The organism is Gemmatimonadota bacterium (genome assembly GCA_040882465.1).
Classification (GTDB): Bacteria; Gemmatimonadota; Gemmatimonadetes; order Longimicrobiales; family Gaopeijiaceae; genus JBBEBG01.
On sequence record JBBEBG010000021.1, the window covers coordinates 1 to 24,592 of the forward strand.

The 24,592-nt window shown below is 65.1% G+C and carries 18 protein-coding genes; 10 read left to right on the forward strand and 8 right to left on the reverse strand.

The annotated features are described in order from the left end of the window. From WEG36_06540 to WEG36_06565, 6 genes are all read left to right on the forward strand, one after another. Window positions 1–2,339: DNA-directed RNA polymerase subunit beta (locus tag WEG36_06540; GenBank protein ID MEX1257255.1), on the forward strand; the 2,339-nt coding region annotated here is incomplete at its 5' end. Window positions 2,340–2,398: 59 nt separating this feature from the next. Beyond that, on the forward strand, window positions 2,399–6,715 hold the full coding sequence (gene rpoC / locus WEG36_06545; GenBank protein MEX1257256.1) for a DNA-directed RNA polymerase subunit beta': 4,317 nt from the start codon (window positions 2,399–2,401) through the stop codon (window positions 6,713–6,715). A 374-nt stretch (window positions 6,716–7,089) separates the two neighbouring features. Beyond that, window positions 7,090–7,764, forward strand: a complete 675-nt coding sequence (locus WEG36_06550; protein MEX1257257.1) for a TorF family putative porin — start codon at window positions 7,090–7,092, stop codon at window positions 7,762–7,764. A 194-nt stretch (window positions 7,765–7,958) separates the two neighbouring features. Further along, a complete protein-coding gene (locus WEG36_06555; protein MEX1257258.1) occupies window positions 7,959–9,470 on the forward strand; it encodes a sigma 54-interacting transcriptional regulator in 1,512 nt (503 codons plus the stop codon). A gap of 377 nt (window positions 9,471–9,847) precedes the next feature. Further along, complete coding sequence (locus tag WEG36_06560) at window positions 9,848–11,035, forward strand: ammonium transporter (GenBank protein ID MEX1257259.1); 1,188 nt, start codon at window positions 9,848–9,850, stop codon at window positions 11,033–11,035. A 43-nt stretch (window positions 11,036–11,078) separates the two neighbouring features. Next, the gene (locus WEG36_06565; protein MEX1257260.1) at window positions 11,079–11,420 is read left to right on the forward strand and encodes a P-II family nitrogen regulator; all 342 of its coding nucleotides are present in this window, start codon (window positions 11,079–11,081) and stop codon (window positions 11,418–11,420) included. A gap of 110 nt (window positions 11,421–11,530) precedes the next feature. Here WEG36_06565 and WEG36_06570 read toward each other — a convergent pair whose 3' ends face one another. After that, window positions 11,531–11,986 carry a DUF6252 family protein gene (locus WEG36_06570; protein MEX1257261.1) on the reverse strand — a complete coding sequence of 152 codons (456 nt, stop codon included), beginning with the start codon at window positions 11,984–11,986 and terminating at the stop codon, window positions 11,531–11,533. Window positions 11,987–12,115: 129 nt separating this feature from the next. Between WEG36_06570 and WEG36_06575 the strand changes: the two genes are divergently transcribed. Beyond that, complete coding sequence (locus WEG36_06575) at window positions 12,116–13,075, forward strand: DUF3187 family protein (GenBank protein ID MEX1257262.1); 960 nt, start codon at window positions 12,116–12,118, stop codon at window positions 13,073–13,075. A 62-nt stretch (window positions 13,076–13,137) separates the two neighbouring features. Here the strand turns inward: WEG36_06575 and WEG36_06580 are convergent, their stop codons facing one another. From WEG36_06580 to WEG36_06610, 7 genes are all read right to left on the reverse strand, one after another. After that, complete coding sequence (locus tag WEG36_06580) at window positions 13,138–13,998, reverse strand: prephenate dehydratase (GenBank protein ID MEX1257263.1); 861 nt, start codon at window positions 13,996–13,998, stop codon at window positions 13,138–13,140. Continuing rightward, window positions 13,995–14,591: a 3-isopropylmalate dehydratase small subunit gene (gene leuD, locus WEG36_06585; protein ID MEX1257264.1), complete on the reverse strand. Its 597-nt coding sequence runs from the start codon at window positions 14,589–14,591 to the stop codon at window positions 13,995–13,997. Before leuD ends, WEG36_06580 begins: the two co-directional genes overlap by 4 nt. Continuing rightward, on the reverse strand, window positions 14,588–16,018 hold the full coding sequence (leuC, locus tag WEG36_06590) for a 3-isopropylmalate dehydratase large subunit (GenBank protein MEX1257265.1): 1,431 nt from the start codon (window positions 16,016–16,018) through the stop codon (window positions 14,588–14,590). Before leuC ends, leuD begins: the two co-directional genes overlap by 4 nt. Beyond that, a complete protein-coding gene (locus WEG36_06595) occupies window positions 16,015–16,995 on the reverse strand; it encodes a branched-chain amino acid transaminase (GenBank protein ID MEX1257266.1) in 981 nt (326 codons plus the stop codon). Before WEG36_06595 ends, leuC begins: the two co-directional genes overlap by 4 nt. Then, window positions 16,992–17,990: a ketol-acid reductoisomerase gene (gene ilvC / locus WEG36_06600; protein ID MEX1257267.1), complete on the reverse strand. Its 999-nt coding sequence runs from the start codon at window positions 17,988–17,990 to the stop codon at window positions 16,992–16,994. The genes WEG36_06595 and ilvC overlap by 4 nt, the downstream gene beginning before the upstream one ends. A gap of 107 nt (window positions 17,991–18,097) precedes the next feature. Further along, entirely contained in the window at window positions 18,098–19,180 is a 1,083-nt protein-coding gene (leuB, locus tag WEG36_06605) for a 3-isopropylmalate dehydrogenase (protein ID MEX1257268.1), read from the reverse strand. A gap of 1 nt (window position 19,181) precedes the next feature. Further along, window positions 19,182–20,759: a 2-isopropylmalate synthase gene (locus tag WEG36_06610; GenBank protein ID MEX1257269.1), complete on the reverse strand. Its 1,578-nt coding sequence runs from the start codon at window positions 20,757–20,759 to the stop codon at window positions 19,182–19,184. Window positions 20,760–21,311: 552 nt separating this feature from the next. On the opposite strand from WEG36_06610, the gene rpsL reads away from it, so the two are divergent. The 3 genes from rpsL (at window position 21,312) to fusA (ending at window position 24,498) form a co-directional block, all read left to right on the forward strand. Next, the gene (gene rpsL / locus WEG36_06615; protein MEX1257270.1) at window positions 21,312–21,686 is read left to right on the forward strand and encodes a 30S ribosomal protein S12; all 375 of its coding nucleotides are present in this window, start codon (window positions 21,312–21,314) and stop codon (window positions 21,684–21,686) included. Between the two features lie 2 nt (window positions 21,687–21,688). Further along, window positions 21,689–22,159, forward strand: a complete 471-nt coding sequence (gene rpsG, locus WEG36_06620) for a 30S ribosomal protein S7 (protein MEX1257271.1) — start codon at window positions 21,689–21,691, stop codon at window positions 22,157–22,159. Window positions 22,160–22,389: 230 nt separating this feature from the next. Next, window positions 22,390–24,498: an elongation factor G gene (fusA, locus tag WEG36_06625; GenBank protein ID MEX1257272.1), complete on the forward strand. Its 2,109-nt coding sequence runs from the start codon at window positions 22,390–22,392 to the stop codon at window positions 24,496–24,498. Window positions 24,499–24,592: the final 94 nt, after the last annotated feature.

The following is a 24,592-nucleotide window of genomic DNA, read 5'->3' on the forward strand; positions in this document are numbered from 1 at the left end:
CCTTCCTCGAGCACGACGACGCCAACCGCGCCCTCATGGGCTCGAACATGCAACGCCAGGCGGTCCCCCTCCTCTTCACCGACGCCCCCCTGGTGGGGACGGGGCTCGAAGGGAAGGTGGCGCAGGACTCCGGCGCCGTGATCACCGCGGCCCGGGGAGGAGAAGTCGTCCAAGTCACCGCGGACGAGATCGTCATCGATACCGGGGCGGTGGGTGCGAAGGGGGCGGACCAACCGCTCGCCCGGCTCGCCCAATTCGACCGCTACCGGCTCAAGAAGTTCTGGCGCACCAACCAGGACACGGCGATCAATCAGCGTCCCCTGGTCCAGAAGGGGGACAGGGTGAAGGGCGGGGCCATCATCGCGGACGGGCCCTCGACAGATCACGGGGAGCTTGCGCTCGGGCGAAACCTCACCGTCGCCTTCATGCCCTGGTTCGGATACAACTTCGAGGACGCGATCATCCTCTCGGAGCGTCTCGTGAGGGGCGACGATCTCACCTCGATCCACATCCAGGAGCTCGAGCTCCACGTCCGCGACACGAAGCGGGGGATGGAAGAGATCACCCGCGAGATCCCGAACGTCTCCGAAGAGGCGCTCCTGGACCTGGACGAGCGCGGAGTCGTCCGGATCGGGGCCCGGGTGAAGGCGGGGGACATCCTCTGCGGGAAGATCACGCCGAAAGGCGAGACCGAACTTTCGCCGGAAGAAAAGCTCCTCACCGCGATCTTCGGAGAGAAGGCAAAAGACGTGAAGGACTCTTCGCTCCGCATTCCTCCCGGGATGGCGGGCGATGTGATCGATGTGAAGGTGTTCTCGCGCCGAATCGACGACCCCCTCCTCGAAAAGGAGCACGGAGCGCGGATCGGTGAGCTCCGGCAGTGGGAGCGCGAGGAGATCCATCGTATTCAGGACGCGCGCGACCAGGAGCTTCTCGAGCTCCTCCACCTCCAGACCGTTGCGCTGATGCTCCGAAAGGGGACGGTGGAGCCGCTCGTGGACGAAGGGACGAAGCTCACGAAGGAGGAAATCGAGGAGCTGGAAATCCGGAAGGTGGACCTCCAGACCCTCAAGGTCCAGAACAAGCAGATGTCGGAACGAATCCGGCGTCTCATCGACGAGGCCCAGAGCCGCATCGACGCGGTGAAGGCACGCACCGAAGACCAGATCGACAAGGTCTTCCAGCCGGACGAGCTCCCGCCCGGGGTGGTCCAACTCGTGAAGGTCTACATCGCCGAGAAGCGGAAGATCGCGGTGGGCGACAAGATGGCCGGGCGGCACGGGAACAAGGGGATCATCGCTCAGATCGCGTCGGAGGAGGACATGCCCTTCCTCCCGGATGGGACCCCGGTGGACATCGTCCTGAACCCGCTCGGTGTGCCTTCGCGCATGAATGTGGGACAGATCCTCGAGACGCACCTCGGGTGGGCCTCCCAGATCCTGGGCTTCGAATCGAAGACTCCGGTCTTCCAGGGCGCCTCGGAAGACGAGATCGGACTCCTCATCAAGGTGGCCGGACTCAAGTGGGCGCGCGATTCCCAAGGACTCAAGACCAAGTTCCCCCTCCACGGGGAGAAGGCGATCCGAACCCTTCTGAAGGCGGTGGGCGCGCCTGCGCCGAAGGGTACGGTGAAGGACCATGGGCCCCCGCCGGTCTCGAGCGGGAGCGGGATCGACGCGGGGGTGAGGGGTCTCGGGCGGAGCCTCGACCACTACCTGACCGCGAACGTTCCGAAGGAAGCGCAGGGCGCGCTCGAAAACATGCGCGATTTCGTCGTGGCAGCGGCCAAGGAGTGGTCGGACCAGAGTGGCTCCAAGCTCGAAGCCGCCTTCCCGGCCGTGGCCTCCCTTTCCCGGAAAAGGAAGCTGGACTCCGGACTCGAGGCGGCGGTCGTGGAGTTCATGACCCGGGCGGGGATCCGTCCGGATGGAAAGATCTGGCTTCGGGACGGGCGGAGCGGACGCCAATTCGACCACCCGATCACGGTGGGCTCCATCTACATGCTGAAGCTCGCCCACTTGGTGGACGACAAGATCCACGCCCGAAGCATCGGCCCTTATTCCCTCGTCACGCAGCAGCCGTTGGCGGGGAAGGCCCAGTTCGGCGGCCAGCGGTTCGGAGAAATGGAGGTGTGGGCGCTCGAGGCTTACGGCGCGGCGCACACCCTCCAGGAGATCCTGACGGTCAAGTCCGACGACGTGACGGGACGCTCTAAGGTCTACGAAGCCATCGTCAAGGGAGAAAATCTCCCGGATCCGGGGATTCCGGAATCCTTCAACGTCCTCGTGAAGGAGCTCCAGGCGCTCGGACTTTCCGTGACGCTCGGGCGAGACGAATAGGGCGGGGCAGGGCTCAGTAGGCCGCTGAAGAAGCTCACTTTTTCTGGGATAGACGACGAATGATCGATTTCCCCCGGTCCCGAGACACCCGCGGTTCGGATTTCGACTTCATCCAGGTCAAGATCGCCTCACCGGAAGAGATCCGGGGTTGGTCGTACGGCGAGGTCACGAAGCCCGAGACGATCAATTACCGGTCCTTCAAGCCGGAGAAAGACGGGCTCTTCTGTGAGCGCATCTTTGGGCCGGTGAAGGACTGGGAGTGCCACTGCGGGAAGTTCAAGAGGATCCGTTTCCGGGGCCACGTGTGCGATCGGTGCGGCGTCGAGGTCACCCTTTCGAAGGTGCGCCGCGAGCGTATGGGGCACATCGAGCTGGCGGTCCCCGTCTGCCACATCTGGTTCTTCAAGACGCTCCCGTCGCAGCTGGGCTACCTCCTCGGGATGTCGCTCCGCGAGCTCGAGAAGGTGATCTATTACGCGTCGTATGTCGTCGTTCACCCCGGGAAGCAGGAGCTCGACTTCCTCGACCTCCTCGACGAGGACGAATATTACGACCTCCGCGTGAAGGCGCGTGAGGACGGGGACGAAGACTTCAAGGCGCAGATCGGGGCCGATGCGGTGCGGACCCTCCTCAAGCTCCTCGATGCGCCCGAGCGCTCCATCGCCCAGAAAAACAAGGACGGAAAGGGGTTGGATCGTCTCGCGGACTGGCTACGAAACGAGATCCGAACGGAGACCTCGCAGCACCGGAAGAAGAAGAAGCTGAAGCGGCTCAAGGTCGTGGACGCGCTCCGGAATTCGGGAGGGACCCCCGATGAGCGGAATCGCCCGGAATGGATGGTGATGGACGTCGTCCCGGTGATCCCGCCGGACCTGCGTCCTCTCGTCCCGCTCGATGGCGGCCGCTTCGCGACCTCCGATCTGAATGACCTTTACCGGCGTGTCATCAATCGCAACAACCGGCTGAAGAAGCTCATCGAGATGCGCGCCCCGGAAGTCATCCTGCGGAACGAGAAGCGGATGCTCCAGGAGGCGGTGGACGCCCTCTTCGACAACGGGCGCCGCTCGAAGGCGATCCGAGGGCGCGGAAAGCGTCCGCTCAAGTCGCTCTCCGACATGCTGAAGGGGAAACAGGGACGCTTCCGGCAGAACCTCCTCGGGAAACGCGTGGACTACTCGGGGCGTTCGGTGATCGTCGTTGGGCCGGAGCTCAAGCTGCATCAGTGCGGGCTTCCGAAGGCGATGGCGGTGGAGCTGTTCAAGCCCTTCATCATCCATGAGCTGGAGCGGAGGGGCGAAGCCGAAACCGTCAAGCGCGCGAAAAAGATCGTCGAGCAGGACGACGCGAAGGTCTACGAGGTCCTCGAGGACATCATTCGGGACCATCCGGTCCTGCTGAACCGCGCCCCGACGCTGCACCGGCTCGGGATCCAGGCTTTCGAGCCCGTTCTCGTCGAGGGGAAGGCGATCCGTGTGCATCCGCTCGTCTGCGCGGCCTTCAACGCGGACTTCGATGGCGACCAGATGGCGGTGCACCTCCCGCTCTCCTTCGAGGCGCAGCTCGAGGCTCGGGTCCTCATGCTTTCCTCGAACAACGTCCTCCTCCCGTCGAACGGACGTCCGGTCGCGGCGCCGACGCAGGATATGGTCATGGGGTCGTATTACCTGACCAAGACTTCGCTGGAGATCCAGGACATCGAGCGGATCCTCGGAGAGGGTGGGGCGACCAAGGCGGCGCGGGCGGACACGGAGAAGAAGCGCGCCAGTCTATACGCGCAGGCGCGACATTTCGGAAGTTATGGCGAGGTCGAAATGGTCCTCGCCCACGAGATGGTTTCGTTCCACACGCTCTGTTGGTTCTGGTTCGCGAAGCCGGGCGAAGACGAAGACGGGCGCCGCGAGCCGGGGCGATGGATTCCGACCACGGTGGGTCGTGTCCTCTTTAATTCGATCATTCCGGACGAGATCGGATTCCTCAACCAGAGCTTCGGGAAGCGCGAGCTCGGCGACCTCGTCTTCCAGTGCTTCACCGACGTCGGAATGGCGCGGACGACCGCGTTCCTCGATCACCTGAAGGACTTCGGCTTCCGCTACGCCACGCTGGGAGGGGTGAGCGTGGGAATTGACGACCTGGAGGTTCCGCAGGAAAAAGCCGAGATCCTCCGGGACGCGGAAGAGCAGGTCACCCGCTTCCAGCGTGCCTACGCTGCGGGCTTCATCTCGAACGGGGAGCGTTATAACAAGGTCATCGACACCTGGACGCACGCGAACAACGACGTCGCGGACGCGATGGTGCGTCGCCTGGAACGGTCGAAAGATGGGTTCAATCCGGTCCATATGATGATGATCTCCGGGGCCCGCGGTAACCGCGACCAGATGCGCCAGCTCGCCGGCATGCGCGGGCTGATGGCGAAGCCCCAGAAGAAGTTGACCGGAGGAATCGGCGAGATCATCGAAAGCCCGATCAAGTCGAACTTCCGCGAGGGGCTTTCGGTGGTGGAGTACTTCATCTCGACTCACGGCGCCCGGAAGGGACTCGCGGACACGGCGCTCAAGACGGCGGACGCGGGTTACCTCACGCGCCGCCTCGTAGACGTGGCCCAGGACGTCACGATTACCGAAGAGGACTGTGGAACGATCCTCGGGCTCGAGATGACCGCCCTGAAGGAAGGGGAAGACATCATCGAGCCGCTGAAGGACCGTATCGTCGGAAACGTCGCGCTCGAGGACGTAGTGGACCCGCTCGATGGGGAGCGCCTCGTCGAGTCCGGCAAGGTTGTCCTCGAAGACGCGGCCGACGCGGTGGAGGAGGCCGGGATTCAGATGGTGAAGATCCGTTCGGTCCTCACCTGCGAAGCGCGCCGGGGCGTCTGCCGGACCTGTTACGGGCGGAACCTCGCCACGATGGCTCCCGTGGACATCGGAGAGGCCGTCGGAATTCTCGCGGCCCAGTCCATCGGGGAGCCGGGAACGCAGCTCACGCTTCGGACCTTCCACATCGGGGGAACGGCGGCGCGCATCGCGGCGCAGACCCAGCGGAAGTCGAAGATGGAGGGGGTCATCGCTCTCGAGCGCGTGAACACCGTGGAGAATCCCGAGGGGGACCAGGTCGTCACTTCCCGGGAGGGACAGATCATTCTCAAGACCGAAGGCGGACAGATCCGGAGCCGTCTCTCCGTTCCGTACGGCGCGACGCTCACCGTCACGCTGGGACAGCAGATCGCGGTCGGGGACATGATCTTCACCTGGGATCCGTACTCGGAGCCGATCGTCGCGGACGCGGGGGGTGTCGTGCGCTTCGTGGACATCGTCGAAGACCAGACGATGCGCGAAGAGCTCGACGAATCCACGGGCCGCCGGCAGATGGTGATCACGGAGGACCGGAACAAGAAACTCCACCCCACGATCCAGGTCTGGGACGAAAAGAAGAAGGCGAAGAAACTTCGCGAGTTCATCGTCCCGGTGGGTGCCCAGCTGATCGTGAAGGACGGGACGCAGGTGAAGCCCGGCGAGACGCTCGCCAAGATCTCGCGCGAGGTCTACAAGACCCGCGACATCACCGGCGGCCTCCCGCGAGTGGCCGAGCTCTTCGAGGCTCGGCGCCCGAAGGACCCGGCGGTGATCACCGAGATCGACGGGGACGTCCGGTTCGGCGAGATCAAGCGCGGAAAGCGCGAAGTCGTAATCAAGCCGGAATCCGGACCCGAGCGGACCTACGAAGTCCCGGTCGGGAAACACCTCCGGGTCCACGAGGGGGACCAGGTGCGGGCGGGGGACCGCCTTTCGGAGGGTCCGATCAACCCTCACGACATTCTGCGGATCAAGGGCCCGCGGGCGGTGCAGGAGTACCTCCTGAACGAAATCCAGGAGGTCTACCGGCTCCAGGGAGTGAAGATCAACGACAAGCACATCGGAGTGATCGTCCGCCAGATGCTCCAGAAGGTGCGCATCACCGACCCCGGCGAGACGGCCTTCCTCGAGGGCGAACATGTGGACCGCTCCCAGTTCCGCGACGTGAACCAGGGGGCCGTCGCCGAGAAATCGAAGCCGGCGAGATCCGAACCCCTCCTCCTCGGGATCACCAAGGCGAGCCTCACGACGGAGTCCTTCATCTCCGCGGCTTCCTTTCAGGAGACCACGCGCGTGCTGACCGACGCGGCGGTTCGCGGGGCCCGTGACGACCTGAAGGGACTGAAGGAGAACATCATCATCGGGCACCTGATCCCGGCCGGGACGGGAATCCACCGGTACTCGGGGATCGAGTTCATGGTGGACGAGGCGTTCTACGACGAGGAGATCCTCCCCCTCACCGAGCCGGGTGGGCTCATTCCCGGGCTGGAAGAGGAACCGTCCGAGGAAGAGGCGGCCGTGGATTGACGGGCGTCCCCTAGGATTGGCGGGGCGGATGGGCAGGAGAGGTTGGCCGAGGGGGTGGGTCCAGCAAGCGGACCCACCCCCTCGCGCCGTCAGCGCGCGGGGTCCACTGCGGATGGCGCCGGATCGCCAACCCGGAGAGGGGTGCGGCACTCATACATTTTGGTAGCCTTAACCCCTTTTCCCACCTTCCCGTAGGACGTTCGCGGCCGTGCGGGTCCCCTCAGGTTAGCGTGTAAGTCGTTTTTCTGCAACATCTTGAGTCAAGTGAATCTGGACTGGCACGAGACTCGCATTCCCGTCCCTGCAAGTTCGCGCCTTCCCGCACGTCGGGACCGATTCCACTGGATGCCCATTCCTCCCAGGAGGTCACTGAAATGAGACGTACGTTCTTGGCGCCCGCGATTATCATGGCGGCGCTCTCCCCGATGCCTGGTTCCGCGCAGGAGGTCGACGTCTCGGCGAATGCGGGGTGGGTGAGCGAGTACTATTACCGAGGGATCCTTCAGAAGGCATCGTCGGCAAGCGCCGGTCTGGACCTGGCCGCCGGTGGCTTCTACGCGGGCACGTGGGGTGCCGATGTCGGGGACGGTGCGGAAATCGACGTCTATGCCGGATACGGGCTCGATCTCACCGAGATGGCCAGCCTGAGCCTCGGTGGGACGGGGTACTTCTATACGGGCCAGTTCGACGACACGTACCTCGAGGCGAATGTAGGCCTGGGGGTCGGCCCGCTCGCACTCGAATACTCGTTCGGACAGTACAGCAACTTCGGCGATGAGGTGGACTACAGCTTCATCGGGCTCACTGCCGAGCGGAATGGGGTCTACGCCACGATCGGTGCCTTTGGGACCGACATGGCGCTGGCCGAGATAGGCGACGCCGGGAAGTACCTCGAAGCCGGCTTCGCCTTTTCCGCCGCCGACCTGGACTGGATCATCTCCGGGATCTGGAATGACTCGATGCTTTCCAGCGCGCTGGACGACGAGGGTGAGCCCACGCACGAGTTGACCCTCGTGGCCGGTGTCAGCAAGACTTTCACGATCCGTTGAGGATGAGGGCCGGGCGCGGCCGGTTTCGCGCGCCACGGATTTGCGGCAAGGCCCGGTCGGGGGCACGGCGTAGGCCGGGCTCCCGGCCGGGTGGCGCGTCCAGCGCTGTTCGGGTGAATGCGCTGTATTCTGATCCTACCAATTGGTATGATTCTGGGCACTTGTTCGTGGGACTTCCTACACCGGGGTAAACGTTGGTCGAAATTCAGGATCGGTCGCGCTGGCTTTCCCTCCTCTACGAGGCGGCTACGCTCCTGGACGAGTCTTCTGACGTTCGGGCGGCGGTCAAGCCCAGCCTCGTCGCGCTCGCCCGGCACATGAATGTCGAGTATGCCACTCTGACCGTTCTCAACCGGCGGACATCAGAGATTCTGGTGCATGAGGCGGTCGGCCTTACCGACGACCAGCGCCAGCGAGCGCGGTACCGCCTTGGCGAGGGTATCACCGGGCGGGTCGTCCAGACGGGTGCGCCGGTCGTGGTCCCCACCATCTCGGCCGAGCCCCTCTTCCTCAATCGAATCCGTTCGGGGGACGAACGAACTACGGAGATGGCCTTCGTCTGCGTCCCCGTCCGGCTCGGGAACGAGACGATCGGGGCGCTCAGCGTCGAGCGCTCCTACGGGCATGACGTCTCCTTCGACGAGGACATTCGCGTCCTTTCGATCATCGCCTCACTGATCGCACATGCGGTTCGGCTCCAGCAGTTCACGGAAGAGGAAGCGGCGCTCGTGGCGGAAAACGAGCGCCTCCAGAGGGAGCTGGCCGACAAATACCGTCCGGCGAACATCATCGGCAACTCTCGGGAAATGGCCCCCGTTTACGAAATGATCGACCAGGTGGCGAGGAGCGACGCCACGGTGCTCATCCGGGGGGAGAGCGGCACCGGGAAGGAGCTGATCGCGCAGGCGGTTCACTACGGGAGCCCGCGCGCGAAGGGACCTTTTATCCGCGTGAACTGCGCCGCCCTCCCCGAGGGGCTCATTGAAAGCGAGCTCTTCGGCCACGAGAAGGGTGCGTTCAGCGGAGCGGTCCAGCAGAGGGTGGGGCGCTTCGAGCGCGCTGCCGGCGGGACGATCTTCCTCGACGAGATCGGAGACCTGACTCCGACCGTCCAGGTGCGCCTCCTCCGGGTGCTCCAGGAGCGGGAATTCGAACGCGTCGGAGGAAACAAGGTCCTCGACGCCGACGTACGCGTCGTCGCGGCCACGAACCGTCCCTTGGAAAAAGACATGGAGGAGGGCCGGTTTCGGGCCGACCTCTATTACCGGCTGAACGTCTTCCCCATCCACGTCCCTCCGCTCCGGGAGCGGAGGACCGACATCATTCTCCTCGCCGACCACTTCATCGAAAAGTACAGCGCGCGGCATGGGCGATCGATCGTTCGGCTGTCGACGCCGGCGATAGACCTTCTCATGGCGTATCACTGGCCGGGGAACGTGCGCGAGCTCGAAAACGCCATCGAGCGCGCCGTGCTCCTCGCGGACAGTGACGTGATCCACGCACGGCTCCTCCCTCCGAGCCTCCAGATGGCGCGGGCCGAAGACGCCCGATCGGGTCCCTTGGAGTCCCAGGTTGAGGCGCTCGAAAAGGAGCTCATCATTGACGCGCTCAAGGTGAGCCGGGGGAACCGCGCTGCCGCGGCGCGCCTCCTCGGGATCACCGAGCGCGTCATGGGGCTGCGCGTTCAGAAATACGCCCTCGAGTGACACCGGAGTGCAGGCCACCGGAATGTAGGATGCTCCGGTTCACCTACCTGGGTGTAGCTTTCCGGACTGTTTCCTAAGGCCCTTCCGGGCACTTCTCCGAAGCCCAAAAACACAATTGCCAGAACGCTTTCCGACGGTCCAGGCGACGCGTGAGTCGCCTGGCACATGCTTTGCCCCTACTGGCCGCCTCGATGTCGCGGCTCGCGCGATGAGGTCGTCCACCCGGTCCGATCGGAGGAAAATTACACATGCGGCACTTTCGCAAACTCCTGCCCGCCCTTCCGGCCCTTCTTCTCGTGGGGCTCCCCGCGCTCGCCGGGGCTCAGGAGGTGGAGGTGACGGCGGCGGACGCGGTCTTCACGGTCAACAACACCTGGATGTTGGTGTCCACGTTCCTGGTGTTCATCATGCACCTGGGATTCACCAGCGTCGAAGCCGGGCTGACCCAGTCGAAGAACACCACGAACATCATCTTCAAGAATGTGGCCATCGTCGCGATCGGGCTGCTCACCTACGCGCTCGTAGGCTTCAACCTGATGTATCCGGGGGATTTCTCGATCGCCGGGGTCTTTGGTTTCGCCGGATTCGGGATCGGGACCGACGCGGCCGGGCTGACGTCCGCCTACAACCCTGGCTATACCTATTGGACCGACTTCATCTTCCAGGCGATGTTCGCCGCGACCGCCGCGACGATCGTCTCAGGCGCCGTGGCCGAGCGCATTCACCTCCCTTCTTTCCTGATCTTTTCGACGATCTACGTCGCTCTGGTTTATCCGGTCCTAGGGTCCTGGCAGTGGGGAGGAGGCTGGCTCTCGGAACGGAACTTCCACGACTTCGCGGGCTCGACGCTCGTGCATTCGGTTGGCGGCTGGGCCGCGCTCGCGGGGGTGATTCTTCTCGGGCCACGCCTGGGGAAATACGTGAACGGCACGATCCGGCCGATTCCGGGACACAACCTGACGCTGGCCGCGGCCGGAATGTTTCTCCTCTGGTTCGGTTGGTACGGCTTCAACGGGGGTTCGGTGCTCAGCGCCGATCCGGGGATGGTTTCGCTCGTTTTCGTGACCACGTCCCTCGCGGCGGCGGCCGGAATCGTCGGGGCCATGCTGACCTCATGGACGGTCCAGAAACACCCCGACCTCACGATGATCCTGAATGGGGCGCTCGCGGGGCTGGTCGGGATCACCGCCGGTGCGGACGCGGTGAGTGTGACCTCTTCCATCCTGATCGGGGCGATCGCCGGCGTGCTCGTCGTGTTTTCGGTCATCCTGCTCGACAAGTGGAGGCTGGACGACCCGGTCGGGGCGATCTCGGTGCACCTGACCTGCGGGATCTGGGGCACGCTCGCGGTGGGAATCTTCAGCAGCGACTTCAACTTCATGACCCAGCTGATCGGCGTTGCGGCCTTCGGCGCGGTGGCCTTCCCGGCCGCCCTGCTGATCTTCGCAGCGGTCAAGGTGACTCTCGGTCTCCGGGTGAGCGAGGAGGAGGAACGGCGGGGTCTGGACCTCACCGAGCACGACATGGAGGCGTACCCGGAGTTCGAGACCTTTTCCCTTCGCTGACGGGTTGCCGAATACCCAACGCTCAACACGAACGGAGTGAACGATGAAACTAGTGATCGCGTACATTCAGCCCCATCGGCTGCATCACGTGAAGAAGGCGCTGACCGACGTGGGAGTGGCGCGGATGTCGGTGTCCAACGCGCAGGGATGTGGTCAGCAGAGGGGCTTCACGGAGACCTATCGCGGGACGGAGTTCGAGGTTCAGCTCCTCAAGAAGACGCGTCTCGAGATCGCGGTGAACGACAACTTCCTCGAGCGTACCAAGGATGCCATCATCGCGGGAGCGCGCACGGGCCAGTTCGGGGACGGGGTGATCTTCGTGCTGGAGCTCGGGGAGTGCCTCCGGATCCGGACCGGGGAGACGGGGAGCCCGGCCATCGGGTAGGGGGTCTCGCGGGACCGGAAGGAAAGTCGGGGGGGGGGGGGGGGGGGGGGGGGGGGCCGGGTCCGGCCGGATGGAGGCCGCCGGACCCGGCCGCGCCCCTCGTTCGGACCTCAGCCGCCGCCCGCCAACCGCACCTGGAATCGTCCGTCCGTCACCGAAACGGGGGCGTCGGCCTCCAGATCCTTCCCTTCGAACGCAAAGCTCCCCGACGCGTTTTCGCCATCGAGGGATTCGATCGTGATGGCGCCCGAGGTGGGCGCGATCATCCGATTGCGGACCTGGAGTCCCAGGATCACGCCCACGAGGCCGCCATCCTCGTCAAGCCGAATCTCGAACGTACCCACTCGCGCGTCCGGAATTTGGATCTGGACGGCGTTGCCGAAGTTTGTGAGCACGAGCGTACCGTCTTCGTCGACGGTCGCGAGGCTCACATTGGCGGTAAAGGGCGTCCCATCCACGTTGGCGGTCACCGTTCCCGCTTGAAGGCCAGGGATCTGCGCCGAGACGCTCCAGGAGAGGGCGAGTCCCACGGCCAGAGCAATGCAAAGGGCGACGCGCTTCGGCATATTCATCTCCCGGGAGGTTGCGACTTCAGGCGAGTGCCTGGTCGAAGGTCTCCTCTGAACCCAGCGCGGCTTTCCAGAGTTCCTTTCCCACGCGGACAGGCTACGGTCGAAATGACCCCACGCGGTGCCATGGCCATCCACTTGGCCCTTTCAGGTTTCGGACTCGGCGCGTCACCGGCGGCGCTCGCCGCGCAGGGACTCCCTCCGTACGCCTCCCTCAATCCGGTGGTCGAGATGCGTTCGGGGCTGTCGACCCTGCCCCGATTGGAGCCCGGCGCACTGTGGCACGCGCAGGTGACGACCGACTATGGGAGCCTGATCGAGTACACGGCCGTCACGCAGGAGAAATTCGTGCTCGACGCGGAGATCTTTTCGACTCGCGTCTCCGTAGCGCGGGCGGTCGGAGGACATGGCTTCGTGTTGGCGGGAATCACCTGGAGCCAGGCGGGCGACGGCCAACTCGACGGGCTCTTCGACGCCTACCACGACCTGATCGGAGTGACCGTCACAGGCCGCGACCTGCGTCCTGAAAATGACTTTGCTTACCGCTTCGCGGTCGGTCAGCACGAATTCGAATACGAGAAGGCGTCGGGTTTCCTGGGAGATCTGCGCGTGGGCGCGGGTCTCCGCCACCACGATGATTGGCAAAGCGTCTTCTCCGTCACGCTCCCGACGGGCACCGCCCCGGACGGATACCGGAAGGGCGTCGCGTCGGCCAATCTCACGACTCTCGTGCATCGCGACTTCGGGAGAGAAGCTCGATACGGATATGAAGGAACGTTCGGGGTGGGGGTCACGCCCCGGCGAGGGGAGCTCCAGGATTGGCAACGAACGACCTTCTTTCTCGTGGCACAGGGAATGCGGGCCCGGTTGCTCGGGCCCTTGCAGGCCTATGCGAATGTCGTATTCGTGACTCCCTATTATCGCGACACCGGCATCCCCGAGCTCAACCTGCATGAGCTCACCCTGGATCTGGGTGCCCTCGTCCGATTCGCGGCCGGACCCACCTGGCTTGCCGGGATGACCCAGGATCTGGCGCCGCACGGGCCCGCGGTGGACGTCGTGTTTCGACTGGGGGCGTACTGGTGAGGGGAACAGGGCGGAGTAGGTACGGTCCGGAGAAGGATCGGTCGGCCGGGTCGAAGAAGGCGTCAGGAAGCCGTACCGGGCCCGCGCCAGGGGCGATAGGTGCCGAGCACGCGCACCGACTGCGCGCGAGCTCGAACCTGCTCCAGCGCCCGCTCGACCGCGTCCGGCGAAGGGCTTCCCTCGAACTCCAAGAAAAAACGGTAGCTCCAGGGCGTGTTCCCGGGTCGTGACTCGAGCTTCGTGAGATTCACGCCACCCTCCGCCAGCGGTTGAAGGATGTCCACGAGGGCGCCTGGCCGATTTTCCGTCTCGACGAGGAGCGCGGTCTTCCAACCCGCATCGGCGTGGGTGTACTCGCCGGGAAGCGGCGGACCGTCCTCCCGCCGGATTACGAGGAAGCGCGTCTGATTGTCGGACCGATCCTGTAGGTCCTCCGCCAGAACCTGGAGGCCGTACCGCTTGGACGCGCGCCGTGCGGCGATGGCTCCCACCGTGGGATCCTTACCTTCGGCGACCTCCTTGGCCGCCCCGGCCGTGTCGTACACGGCCACGGCCTCGATCCCGGGATGCCGAGATAGGAATTCGCCACATTGTGCGAGGGCCACCGGGTGCGAAATCGCTCTCCGTAGTCCCTCGAGCGTCGCGCCCGGGACTCCCAGAAGAAAGTGGCGGATCGGCAGGATCACCTCGCCCACGACCGCGAGCCCCGGTTCCGCGAGCACGTCGTAAGCGGGTTGGACCGTGCCGGCCAAGGTGTTCTCCACCGGGAGGAGCCCCGCGGGGACGCGACCCGACCGGACCGCCTCCCCCACCTGGCGAAACTCCCGGCAGGGGAGCGGCTCCACATCCGGGCCGAACCAGGTGCGGACCGCCTCTTCGCTGAACGCCCCCAGCTCGCCCTGGAAGGCGACGGCGAGGCTCATGCGATTTGCTCCCGAGCCTCCTCGAAGGCGCGTATGCGGTCGAGCTCCTTCAGGGTGAGATCGATGTCGTCGAGTCCCTGGAGGAGACTGTCCCGCCGAAACGGATCCACCTCGAAGGGGCTCTCGAGGCCGCGATCGTCCGTCACCAGGCACCGCTCGAGATCCACCGTGACTTTCGTCCCGGGGTGGGCGAGGGCCCGGTCCATCAAGGTGCGCAGCTCCGTGTCGGGGAGGGTGACCGGCAGGAGCCCGTTCTGATAGCAGTTGCTCTCGAAGATGTCCGCGAAGCTCGGCGCGATGACCGCGCGGATTCCGAAGTTCTCGAGGGCCCACGCGGCGTGCTCTCGCGAGGATCCGCATCCGAAGTTGCGGCCGGCGAGGAGGATCGGAGCTCCCCCATACTCCGGGCGATTCAGCACGAATTCCGGATCGGGAGAGCCGTCGGCCAGGTAACGCCAGTCGAAGAAGAGGAAGTCGCCGTACCCGGTCTTCTCGATCCGCTTCAGAAACTGCTTGGGGATGATCTGATCGGTGTCCACGTCCACCCGATCGAGCGGGACCGCGGCCCCGGTCACCGTGCGGAAAGGCTTCATCGGTCGTTTCCCCAGGAGCGGATGTCCACGAAGTGGCCCGCCACGGCGGCGGCAGCCGCCATCTGCGGGCTGACGAGGTGGGTTCGGCCCCCGCGCCCCTGGCGCCCCTCGAAGTTGCGGTTCGACGTGGAGGCACAGCGCTCTCCGGGCCCGAGAATGTCGGGGTTCATTCCGAGGCACATGGAGCATCCGGCCTCCCGCCACTCGAACCCGGCCTCCTGGAAGATCCGGTCGAGCCCCTCCTCCTCCGCCTCGCGCTTCACCCAGGTGGATCCGGGGACGACCATCGCCCGCACGTCGGGGTGCACTTTGCGTCCACGCAACGTCGCGGCGGCGTTCCGGAGGTCTTCGATCCGGGCGTTCGTGCACGATCCGATGAAGACCCGGTCCACGCGGATCTCTTGGATCGGCGTTCCGGCCGTGAGCCCCATGTACTCTAACGCCCGCTTCGCCGCCTCACGGTCGTCGGGTGCCGTGAAGTCCTCCGGGCTCGGAACGCTTCCGGTCACCGGGACGACCATCCCCGGGTTCGTTCCCCAGGTCACGGTCGGCGCGAGCTTCGCCGCGTCGATGATGACGGTGCGGTCGTAACGTGCGCCGGGGTCCGAAGCGAGGGTGCGCCAGCGTTCCACCGCGCGGTCGAAGGCCTCCCCCTGAGGCGCGTGCCCGCGTCCGCGCACGTAAGCAAAAGTCGTCTCGTCGGGTGCCATCATGCCGGCCCGCGCACCGGCCTCGATGGACATGTTGCAGATGGTCATCCTCCCCTCCATGGAGAGGGACCGAATCGCCTCGCCCGCGTATTCGATGACGTGTTCGCGCGCTCCGTCCACCCCAATCTCTCCGATGATCGCGAGGATCAGATCCTTGGCCGTGACCCCTGTCGGAAGCGTGCCCTTCACCTCCACGAGAAGGGTCTTCGGCTTCCGCATCGGGAGGCACTGGGTGGCGAGGACATGCTCCACCTGGGACGTCCCGATCCCGAAGGCGAGGGCGCCGAAAGCCCCATGCGTGGAAGTGTGGCTGTCCCCGCAGACGATCGTCATCCCGGGCTGCGTGTACCCGAGCTCGGGTCCGATCACGTGGACGATTCCCTGATTGGGATCGTTCATGTCGTAAAAAGGAATCCCGAAGTCCTGCGTGTTCTGCCGGAGCGCCTCGATCTGCTGGCGGGAGATGTCGTCGCGGATCGGGAGGGAGCGCGGCCACGTGGGCACATTGTGATCCACCGTCGCGACTGTCCGGTCCGGCCGCCGGACCTTCCGGCTCGCGAGACGGAGACCCTCGAAGGCCTGCGGCGACGTCACCTCGTGGACGAGGTGCAGATCTATGTAGAGGAGGTCCGGACCCGCCGCTGCCCCGTTCCCCGGCTCCCGGCCGGGGACGACGTGCGCGTCCCAGATCTTCTCGAAAAGCGTGCGAGGGGTCATCCGCCGACCTTCTCCCGGATTGCCGATGCCTTCGCCTGCTTCGCCCGGGGGACCGGAGTGAGCCAGCCGTATGGATCGGGGCGCTCCCCCTTCGCCAGGCCGAGGAGCTCCTTCTGGAGCTGCCGTGCCACGGGTCCCGGCTCGCCGGCGCCCACCGGAATCCGGTCCACGCTCCGGATCGGGCTGACCTCCGCGGCCGTTCCGGTGAAGAAGAGCTCATCCGCGATGTAGAGGGCTTCGCGCGGGACGTCCTCGAGAACGACGGGAATCCCGAGGTCGCGCGCGAGGGTGATGATACAATCGCGGGTGATCCCCGGAAGCATCGCTCCGTCCAGGGGCGGGGTATAGAGTACGCCCTTCCGCACCAGGAAGATGTTCTGGCCACTCCCTTCGCTGACTTTTCCTTCCTTGTTGAGGGCGATCGCTTCGGCGTACCCATTGGCGATCGCCTCCATCTTCATCAACTGCGCGTTCAGGTAATGGCCGCCAGCCTTCGCGAGCGTCGGGAAGGTGTTCGGCGACGGGCGCTGCCAGGAGGAGACACAGACGTCCACCCCCTGGTTCAGGGCGTCCGCCCCGAGGTAGGCCCCCCAGGGCCAGCAGATCAGGTAGACCTCGATCGGGCTCGTGGACGGATTGAGTCCCGCCGCGCCGTATCCCCGGATCGCGAGCGGGCGGAGGTAACATTCGTCGAATCCGTTTCGGCGGATCAGCTCGACGCTCAGCTCCTCCAGCTCCTCCTGCGAATAACGGAGATCCATCCGGTAGATGCGCGCGGAGTCGGTGAAGCGCTTCAAATGGTCCGGGAGGCGAAGGACCGCCGGGCCATCGGGCGTACTGTAACACCGGATCCCTTCGAAGACCGAGGATCCGTAGTGCACGACATGCGACATGACGTGGATCCGGGCATCCTTCCATGGGATAAACTCGCCGTCCCGCCAGATCCAGCCATCCGATTCCGGAAACTCCGCGCTCATGATCCCTCCTCACCTTCATTGAGCCAGGCCATCCGCGAACGGAGGCGGCGACCCACGTCCTCGATGCGCTGCGCGCTCCCCTCCGCGCGCATGCGATTAAACTCCGGGGCGTCTCCGGCGCATTCCGCGATCCAGCGCCGGGCGAAGGCCCCCGAACGGATCTCGGCGAGAATGTCCTGCATCGCCTGCTTGCTCGCTTCGCCGATCACGCGGGGGCCGCTCACGTAGTCGCCCCACTCCGCGGTATCGCTGATCCGCTTCCTCATTCCGGTGAGGCCGTCTTGGTACGCCAAGTCCACGATCAGCTTCATTTCGTGGAGGCACTCGAAATAAGCGACCTCGGGCTGGTATCCGGCGTTCACGAGCGTCTCGAATCCGGTCTGGATCAGGGACGAGAGCCCCCCACATAAAACCGCTTGCTCGCCGAAGAGATCCGTCTCGGTTTCTTCGGCGAAGGTGGTCTCGAGCACGCCCGCCTTGGTGGATCCGAGTGCGTGGGCGTAGGCGAGGGCAAGATCGCGCGCCTTTCCGGTCGCGTCCTGGTGCACGGCGATCAGGGCGGGAACTCCCTTACCCTGGCTTCCCTCCCGGTACAACATGGGGCCAGGGGACTTCGGCGCCACCATGATCACGTCCACGTTGTCGGGCGGCTTGATCTCACCGAAATGGACGTTGAAGCCGTGGGCGAAGAGGAGAGCCGCGCCCGGGCGAAGATTGGGCGCAATCTCTTCCCGGTAGAGCTTCGGTTGGGCCGTGTCGGGGACGAGGATCGCCACCAGGTCCGCTTCCTTGACCGCCTCGGCGACGGGCTTCACCGGAATCCCGGCCTTGCGGGCGGCCGCCGAGGAGGTGCTGCCCACGCGCAGTCCCACGCGGACATCGATTCCCGCGGCGTGGAGGAGTTTGGCGTGCGCCGCGCCCTGACTCCCGAATCCGATGACCGCCACCTTCTTGGAGGGGAGTAGGCCAGCGTCCACGTCGTCCACGGTCAGCATCCGAGCCTCGCTCATCCGGTTCTCCTTCCTGTTCGTGTCCATCCCCCCGACGGGAGGGCTGGGTGGTAATATCGCGAAGCGAGACGCTCCGCGGCACGCCTTTTGTGTCAGCCCTTCGTGACGGCTGCGGCGACCCGATCGGCCACCTCCGCGGTCCCGGACGCCCGCTCACCTTTCGCGGCGAGCTCGGGAGGACGGAGCCCCGACGCCAGGACCGCTTCGACTGCGCCCTCGATGGCCCGCGCCGCGTCGACGGCTCCGGCACTGTGCTCGAGGAGGAGCGCCATGGAAAGTATGGCGGCGAGCGGATTCGCGACCCCCTTCCCGGCGATGTCCGGTGCAGAGCCGTGGACAGGCTCGTACAACCCGGACCCCGAGCCGAGGCTGGCGGAGGCGAGGAGTCCGATGGATCCGGTCAGCGCGGCGGCCTCGTCGCTCAGGATGTCCCCGAACATGTTTTCGGTCAGGATGACGTCGAAATACCCGGGGCGCAGCACCAGCTCCATCGCGGCGCGGTCCACCAGCATGTGTTCGAGGGCGACGTCCGAATATTCCGAACCGACGGCGGTGACCACTTCGCGCCAGAGGCGGGAGGTCTCCAGGACGTTGGCCTTGTCCACCGAGGTCACCCGATTCTTCCTGCGGCGCGCCGCATCGAAGGCGACCCGGGCGACGCGCTCGACCTCGCCGGCCGTGTAGCGGAGGGTATTCACCGCACGGGGCTCGGGGCCACTCCGATCGATTCCGCGGGGCTCGCCGTAATAGAGTCCGCTCGAGAGCTCCCGCACGATGAGGAAATCCATTCCCCGCACACGCTCGGGGCGCAGGGGGGAGGTCCCTTCGAGGACGGCGATGGCCCGGGCCGGCCGGAGGTTGGCAAAACAGTCGAGGATTTTCCGGAGCTCGAGGAGGCCGGCCTCGGGGCGGAGGTGGGCCTCGGCCGAGTCCGCGGCCGGATCTCCGACCGCTCCGAGAAAGACGGCGTCGGCGGCGAGAGCGGCCTCGCGGGTCGCGGGAGGGAGTGGGTGGCCGGCCGACTTCACGGCGGTCCAGCCGACCGGATGTTCGTCGAGCTGGATCGCGAGCCCGAAGCGCTCGGCCGCTGCGGCCAGCACCTGAAGTGCCGCCCGGGTGACCTCCGGACCGATGCCGTCGCCCGGGAGGACCGCGATCCGGAAGACCTTCGTCAAGTCACACCCCCTTGAGCTCTTTCGAGCCCTTCTCGGCGGCGGAGCCCTCGGGCGACTCGGCAACGTCTCCCTGTGCGTAGGCCGCCTTGTTCAGTGCGTGCAGGTAGGCCCGTACCGCCGCGTCCACGATGTCGGTGGAGGCCCCGCTTCCCGTGAAGGTCTTCCCGAAGATCTGGACGCGGAGGATCCCCTCTCCGACTGCGTCGCCGCCGGGCGTCGCCGCCCGGATGGTGAGGTCCTCCAGCTCCACATCCCAGCCGACCACCCGGTTCACCGCGTCGAAGGCGGCGGCGATCGGGCCGTCGCCCTTGCCCTCCGCCTCGACGTCACCTCGACCGGCGACCCGAATCGTGAGCTTGGCGTGGGACCACTCCCCGCCGCACTCCACGTGCATTCTCTCCAGGCCGAACGTCGCTGGGATGTCCCGCATCGCGCCGTGGTGGACGATCGCGAGAAGATCCTCGTCGAGGATGTCCTTTTTCTGGTCCGCGAGGAGCTTGAAGAGCCGGTATGCCCTTTCCATGTCCGTCTGGTCGAGCTCGTATCCGAGCTCCTGGAATCGGACCCGGAGGGCGTGGCGACCCGAATGTTTCCCCAGGACGAGCCGGCTTCCCGGGACCCCCACCATGGCGGGGTCCATGATCTCGTAAGTCTGGCGTTCCTTGAGCATTCCGTCCTGGTGGATCCCCGCCTCGTGAGCGAAAGCGTTCCGGCCCACGATCGCCTTGTTGGGCTGGGGATGGATCCCCGTGATCTTCGACAGGAGGCTACTCGTCGGGTGGATTCGGTGCGTATGGATCCCGGTTTCTAGCCCGAGGAGGTCCCTTCGTACTCGAATCGCCATCACGACTTCCTCGAGCGCCGCGTTTCCGGCCCGCTCGCCGATCCCGTTGATGGTGCACTCCACCTGTCGTGCCCCCGCTTCGAGGGCGGCCAGCGAGTTTGCGACCGCGAGCCCCAGATCGTTGTGGCAATGGGTGGAGAGAACGACGCGCTCGATTCCGGGGACCTTCTCCTGGAGGGTTCGGAAGATCCGGGTGATCTCGGTCGGGAGAGTGTAGCCCACGGTGTCGGGGAGGTTGATCGTGGTCGCTCCGGCCTCGACCGCGACGGTCACGACCTTGCACAGGAAATCCAGGTCCGTGCGAGTGGCGTCCTCCGCGCTGAACTCGACGTCACTGGCGTACTGGAGGGCCAGCTCCACACCGGCGGCCGCCTGTTCCAGACACTCCGCCTCCGAGATTCCCAACTTCCGCTCGAGGTGGAGCCGCGAAGTGGCGATGAAAGTGTGGATGCGGGGTCGCTCGGCGCCCTCCACCGCTTCGGCGGCGCGGCGAATGTCTTCCGGGCGGGTGCGAGCGAGAGCCGCGATCACGGGGCGGCGGACCTCCCGCGAAATCTTCTGAACGGCGGCGAAGTCGTCCGGCGAGCTGATGGGGAATCCGGCCTCCATGACGTCCACGCCGAGCTCGTCGAGGGCATGCGCCACCCGGAGCTTTTCTGCCGTGGTCATGCTCGCGCCGGGGGACTGCTCCCCGTCCCGCAGGGTCGTGTCGAAAATGATGACGCGTTCGCTCATGGCTTTCCCGTCGCTCCTTCTCGCTCTCCGTCGAGGATCCTGACTACGGCGTCGGTCCAGTCTCCTAAGGGTATAAAAAAAAGAAGCGGGCTTCTCGCCTGGGAGAGGGCCCGCTCGCTTCTGCCGATCTTTGGAGTCGAACTAAGGCGGTCCGAATCGGCGCGCGGGCGAGAGCCCCGTCCTAAGCCCCTCGCTTACGAGGAGGAGCCCGAGGAGCCCGAAAGTCGCACTGAGCACGCCAAAGAGGACAATCGTCATCTGTGATCCGGAACTCACTTGTGGCACGTTCCTCCACCTGAAGTCCATCTTACCCAACGCAGGGCCTTTGTCAAGCCTCGCCGGACCCACCGGAACCGGCGGGAGTGGGCCGCTTCCCGCACGCGGGAGGCCGTTGACACTATTCCGGGGGACGAATAGCTTACTCGTCTCTGTCGGAACGGCTTCCCGAGCTCGACGCGAGGTCGCATTCGGCTTCGGGAAGGACGAGGTAAAACCCGCGCTCCAGCCAGGTGCCTGCGAGCGCGGTTTCGTGAACGGGTGATACGGAGTCTCATGCCGACGATCAATCAGCTCGTGCGGAAGGGCCGGAAGAAGGTCGAGAAGAAGAATAAGTCCCCGGCTCTTCAAGGCAACCCGCAGAAGCGGGGCGTCTGCACGCGCGTTTATACGACGACCCCGAAGAAGCCGAACTCGGCCCTTCGGAAGGTCGCGCGCGTTCGGCTGACGAACGGGTACGAGGTGACCTCCTATATCCCGGGTGAGGGGCACAACCTCCAGGAGCACTCGATCGTGCTCATCCGCGGCGGCCGGGTGAAGGACCTTCCCGGCGTTCGGTATCACACGATTCGGGGCACCCTCGACGCCTCGGGAGTCTCGGCGCGAAGACAGGGTCGCTCCAAGTACGGCGCCAAGCGGCCGAAGGGCTAGAGATGAGTCGTCGCTCGAGGGCCGTCACGAGGGAGGTTGGCGGGGATCCGAAGTTCGATTCTCCGCTGGTTTCGAAGTTCATGAACACGCTGATGCTCGACGGGAAGAAATCCGTCGCCGAAACGATCTTTTACGACGCGATGGACCTCATCGAGGAAAAATCGGGACAGCCGGGGCTACAGGTTTTTAACCAGGCAGTCCAAAACTGCAAGCCGTCTCTGGAGGTGAAGAGCCGCCGGGTCGGAGGCGCGACCTACCAGGTCCCGGTCGAGGTCCGTCCCGAGCGGAGAAACGCGCTCGCGATCAAGTGGCTCATTTCCTACACGCGCGCGCGTGGCGAGAAGAGCATGGCCGAAAGGTTGGCCGCCGAGGTTCTGGCGGCGTCGCGGAACGAGGGTTCGACCATCAAGAAAAAGGAAGACACGCACCGGATGGCTGAGGCGAACAAGGCTTTCGCCCACTATCGCTGGTAGTCCGGACCGTAGCACCGCAAGAGAGCCGTACCAAGAGCGCGCAGGGCGCTGAAGCGGCGAACGGACTCCACCGAGTCCGATCTCGATCGAAGTGGCGCGGAGGGGCTAGTGGCCGAGTGGGTGGTCACGGGAGGGAGCTCCGCGCTTTCCGCTTCATCGTAAGCGCGTTTTTTGTCCACAGAAGTCTGAGAAATCGAAGTAGCGACGAGTCGAGTCAGGGAACAAGATCCATGCCCAGGAAGCATCCGCTCCTGCACTTCCGGAACATCGGCATCATGGCACACATCGATGCCGGGAAGACCACGACCACCGAGCGCATCCTCTTTTATACGGGGAAGGTGCATCGGATGGGCGAGGTGCATGAGGGCTCCGCCACGATGGACTGGATGGAGCAGGAGCAGGAGCGCGGGATCACGATCACTTCGGCGGCCACAACCGCCTTCTGGAAGCGCTTCGGCACCGAATACCGCATCAACATCATCGACACCCCGGGTCACGTGGACTTCACGGTCGAAGTCGAACGCTCCCTTCGGGTACTCGACGGTGCCGTCGCGGTTTTCTGCGCGGTGGCCGGGGTGGAGCCCCAATCCGAGACGGTTTGGCGCCAGGCGGACCGCTATGAGGTTCCGCGCCTCGCCTTCGTCAACAAGATGGACCGGATCGGCGCGGACTTTGACCGGGTGATCGCGATGATGCGCGACCGCCTGAAAGCGAATGCGCATCCGGTCCAATATCCGGTGGGCTCCGGAGAAGCCTTCCGCGGGCTCGTGGACCTCATTCGCGGCAAGGCGCTCCTTTACGACGACGAACTGGGCTCGAACTTCCACGAGGAAGAGATTCCAGAAGAGCTTAAGGAGAAGTGCGGCGTGCTCCGGGCGGCCCTCATCGAGGCGGCCGTTGAGCACGACGACCAGGCGATCGAGAAGTACCTCGGCGGAGTGGACCTGACCGAGGAGGAGATCCGGGCGGCGGTTCGGAAGGCGACGGTCGCCGGCCAGCTCTTCCCGGTGTTCTGCGGCTCCGCCTTCAAGAACAAGGGGGTGCAACCCCTTCTCGACGGCGTGATCGACTTCCTCCCCTCGCCTCTCGACGTACCCGCGATCAAAGGCGTGGACCCGGACGACGAAGAAGTCGAGATGATTCGCCACCCCGACGACGCCGAGCCCTTCGCGGCTCTGGCCTTCAAGATCATGACCGACCCCTACGTCGGAAAGCTCACTTTCTTCCGCGTTTATTCGGGCTCGCTCCCGACGGGGACCCACGTCATGAACGCGACGAACGGGAAGCGCGAGCGAGTCGGCCGCATACTCCAGATGCACGCGAACAAGCGGGAGGAGCGGGACGAGGTGTACGCGGGGGACATTGCTGCGGCGATCGGGCTCAAGGACGTGCGGACGGGCGACACCCTATGCGACCCGGATCACGTGATCGTGCTCGAGAGCATGAAGTTCCCGGAGCCGGTCATCTCCGTCGCGATCGAGCCGAAGACGAAGGCAGACCAGGATAAGCTCGGCACCGGTCTCTCCAAGCTTTCGGAAGAGGATCCGACCTTCCGGGTCTATACCGATCCCGAGACGAACCAGACGATCATCCAGGGGATGGGCGAGCTCCACCTCGAGATCATCGTGGACCGCCTCCGCCGCGAGTTCAAGGTCGAGGCGAACGTCGGCCGTCCGCAGGTGGCGTACCGTGAAACGGTTCGCGAGACCGTCGCCAAGGTGGAGGGAAAGTTCGTCCGGCAAACCGGGGGCCGCGGGCAATACGGCCACGTGGTGATCAACCTCTCTCCGGGACAGTCCGGATCGGGGTTCGTCTTCGAGAACAAGATCGTCGGGGGCTCGATTCCGAGGGAGTACATCAACCCGGTCGAGGCGGGGATTCGGGACGCCTTGGACACCGGGACTCTCGCGGGATATCCAATCATCGACGTTGCCGTCCAGCTCATCGACGGGTCTTACCACGACGTGGACTCGTCCGAAATGGCCTTCAAGATCGCCGGCTCCATGGCGTTGAAGGCCGCCGTGCGCCGCGCGAGCCCCGTCCTCCTCGAGCCGATCATGGAGGTCGAAGTCGTGACGCCGGCGGACTACATGGGTGACATCATCGGAGACCTATCCTCCCGCCGCGGGAAGATCGGGGGGATGACCGATCGGGCCGGAGCGCGGGTGATTGAAGCGACCGTCCCCCTCGGGGAGATGTTCGGTTACTCGACAACCCTGCGGTCCATGAGCCAGGGCCGGGCCGTCTACACGATGCAGTTCGGCCACTACGACGAAGTCCCCAAGAGTGTCGCGGAAGAGATCGTGAGTGCGAACGGAGGAAAATCCTCGAGGGGATGAGCCCCTCGCGGTGCGACCGCTGAAGTAAACCGAAGCGAGAAGAGGAAAGCGATGGCCAAGGCGAAATTCGAGCGAACGAAGCCGCACGTGAACG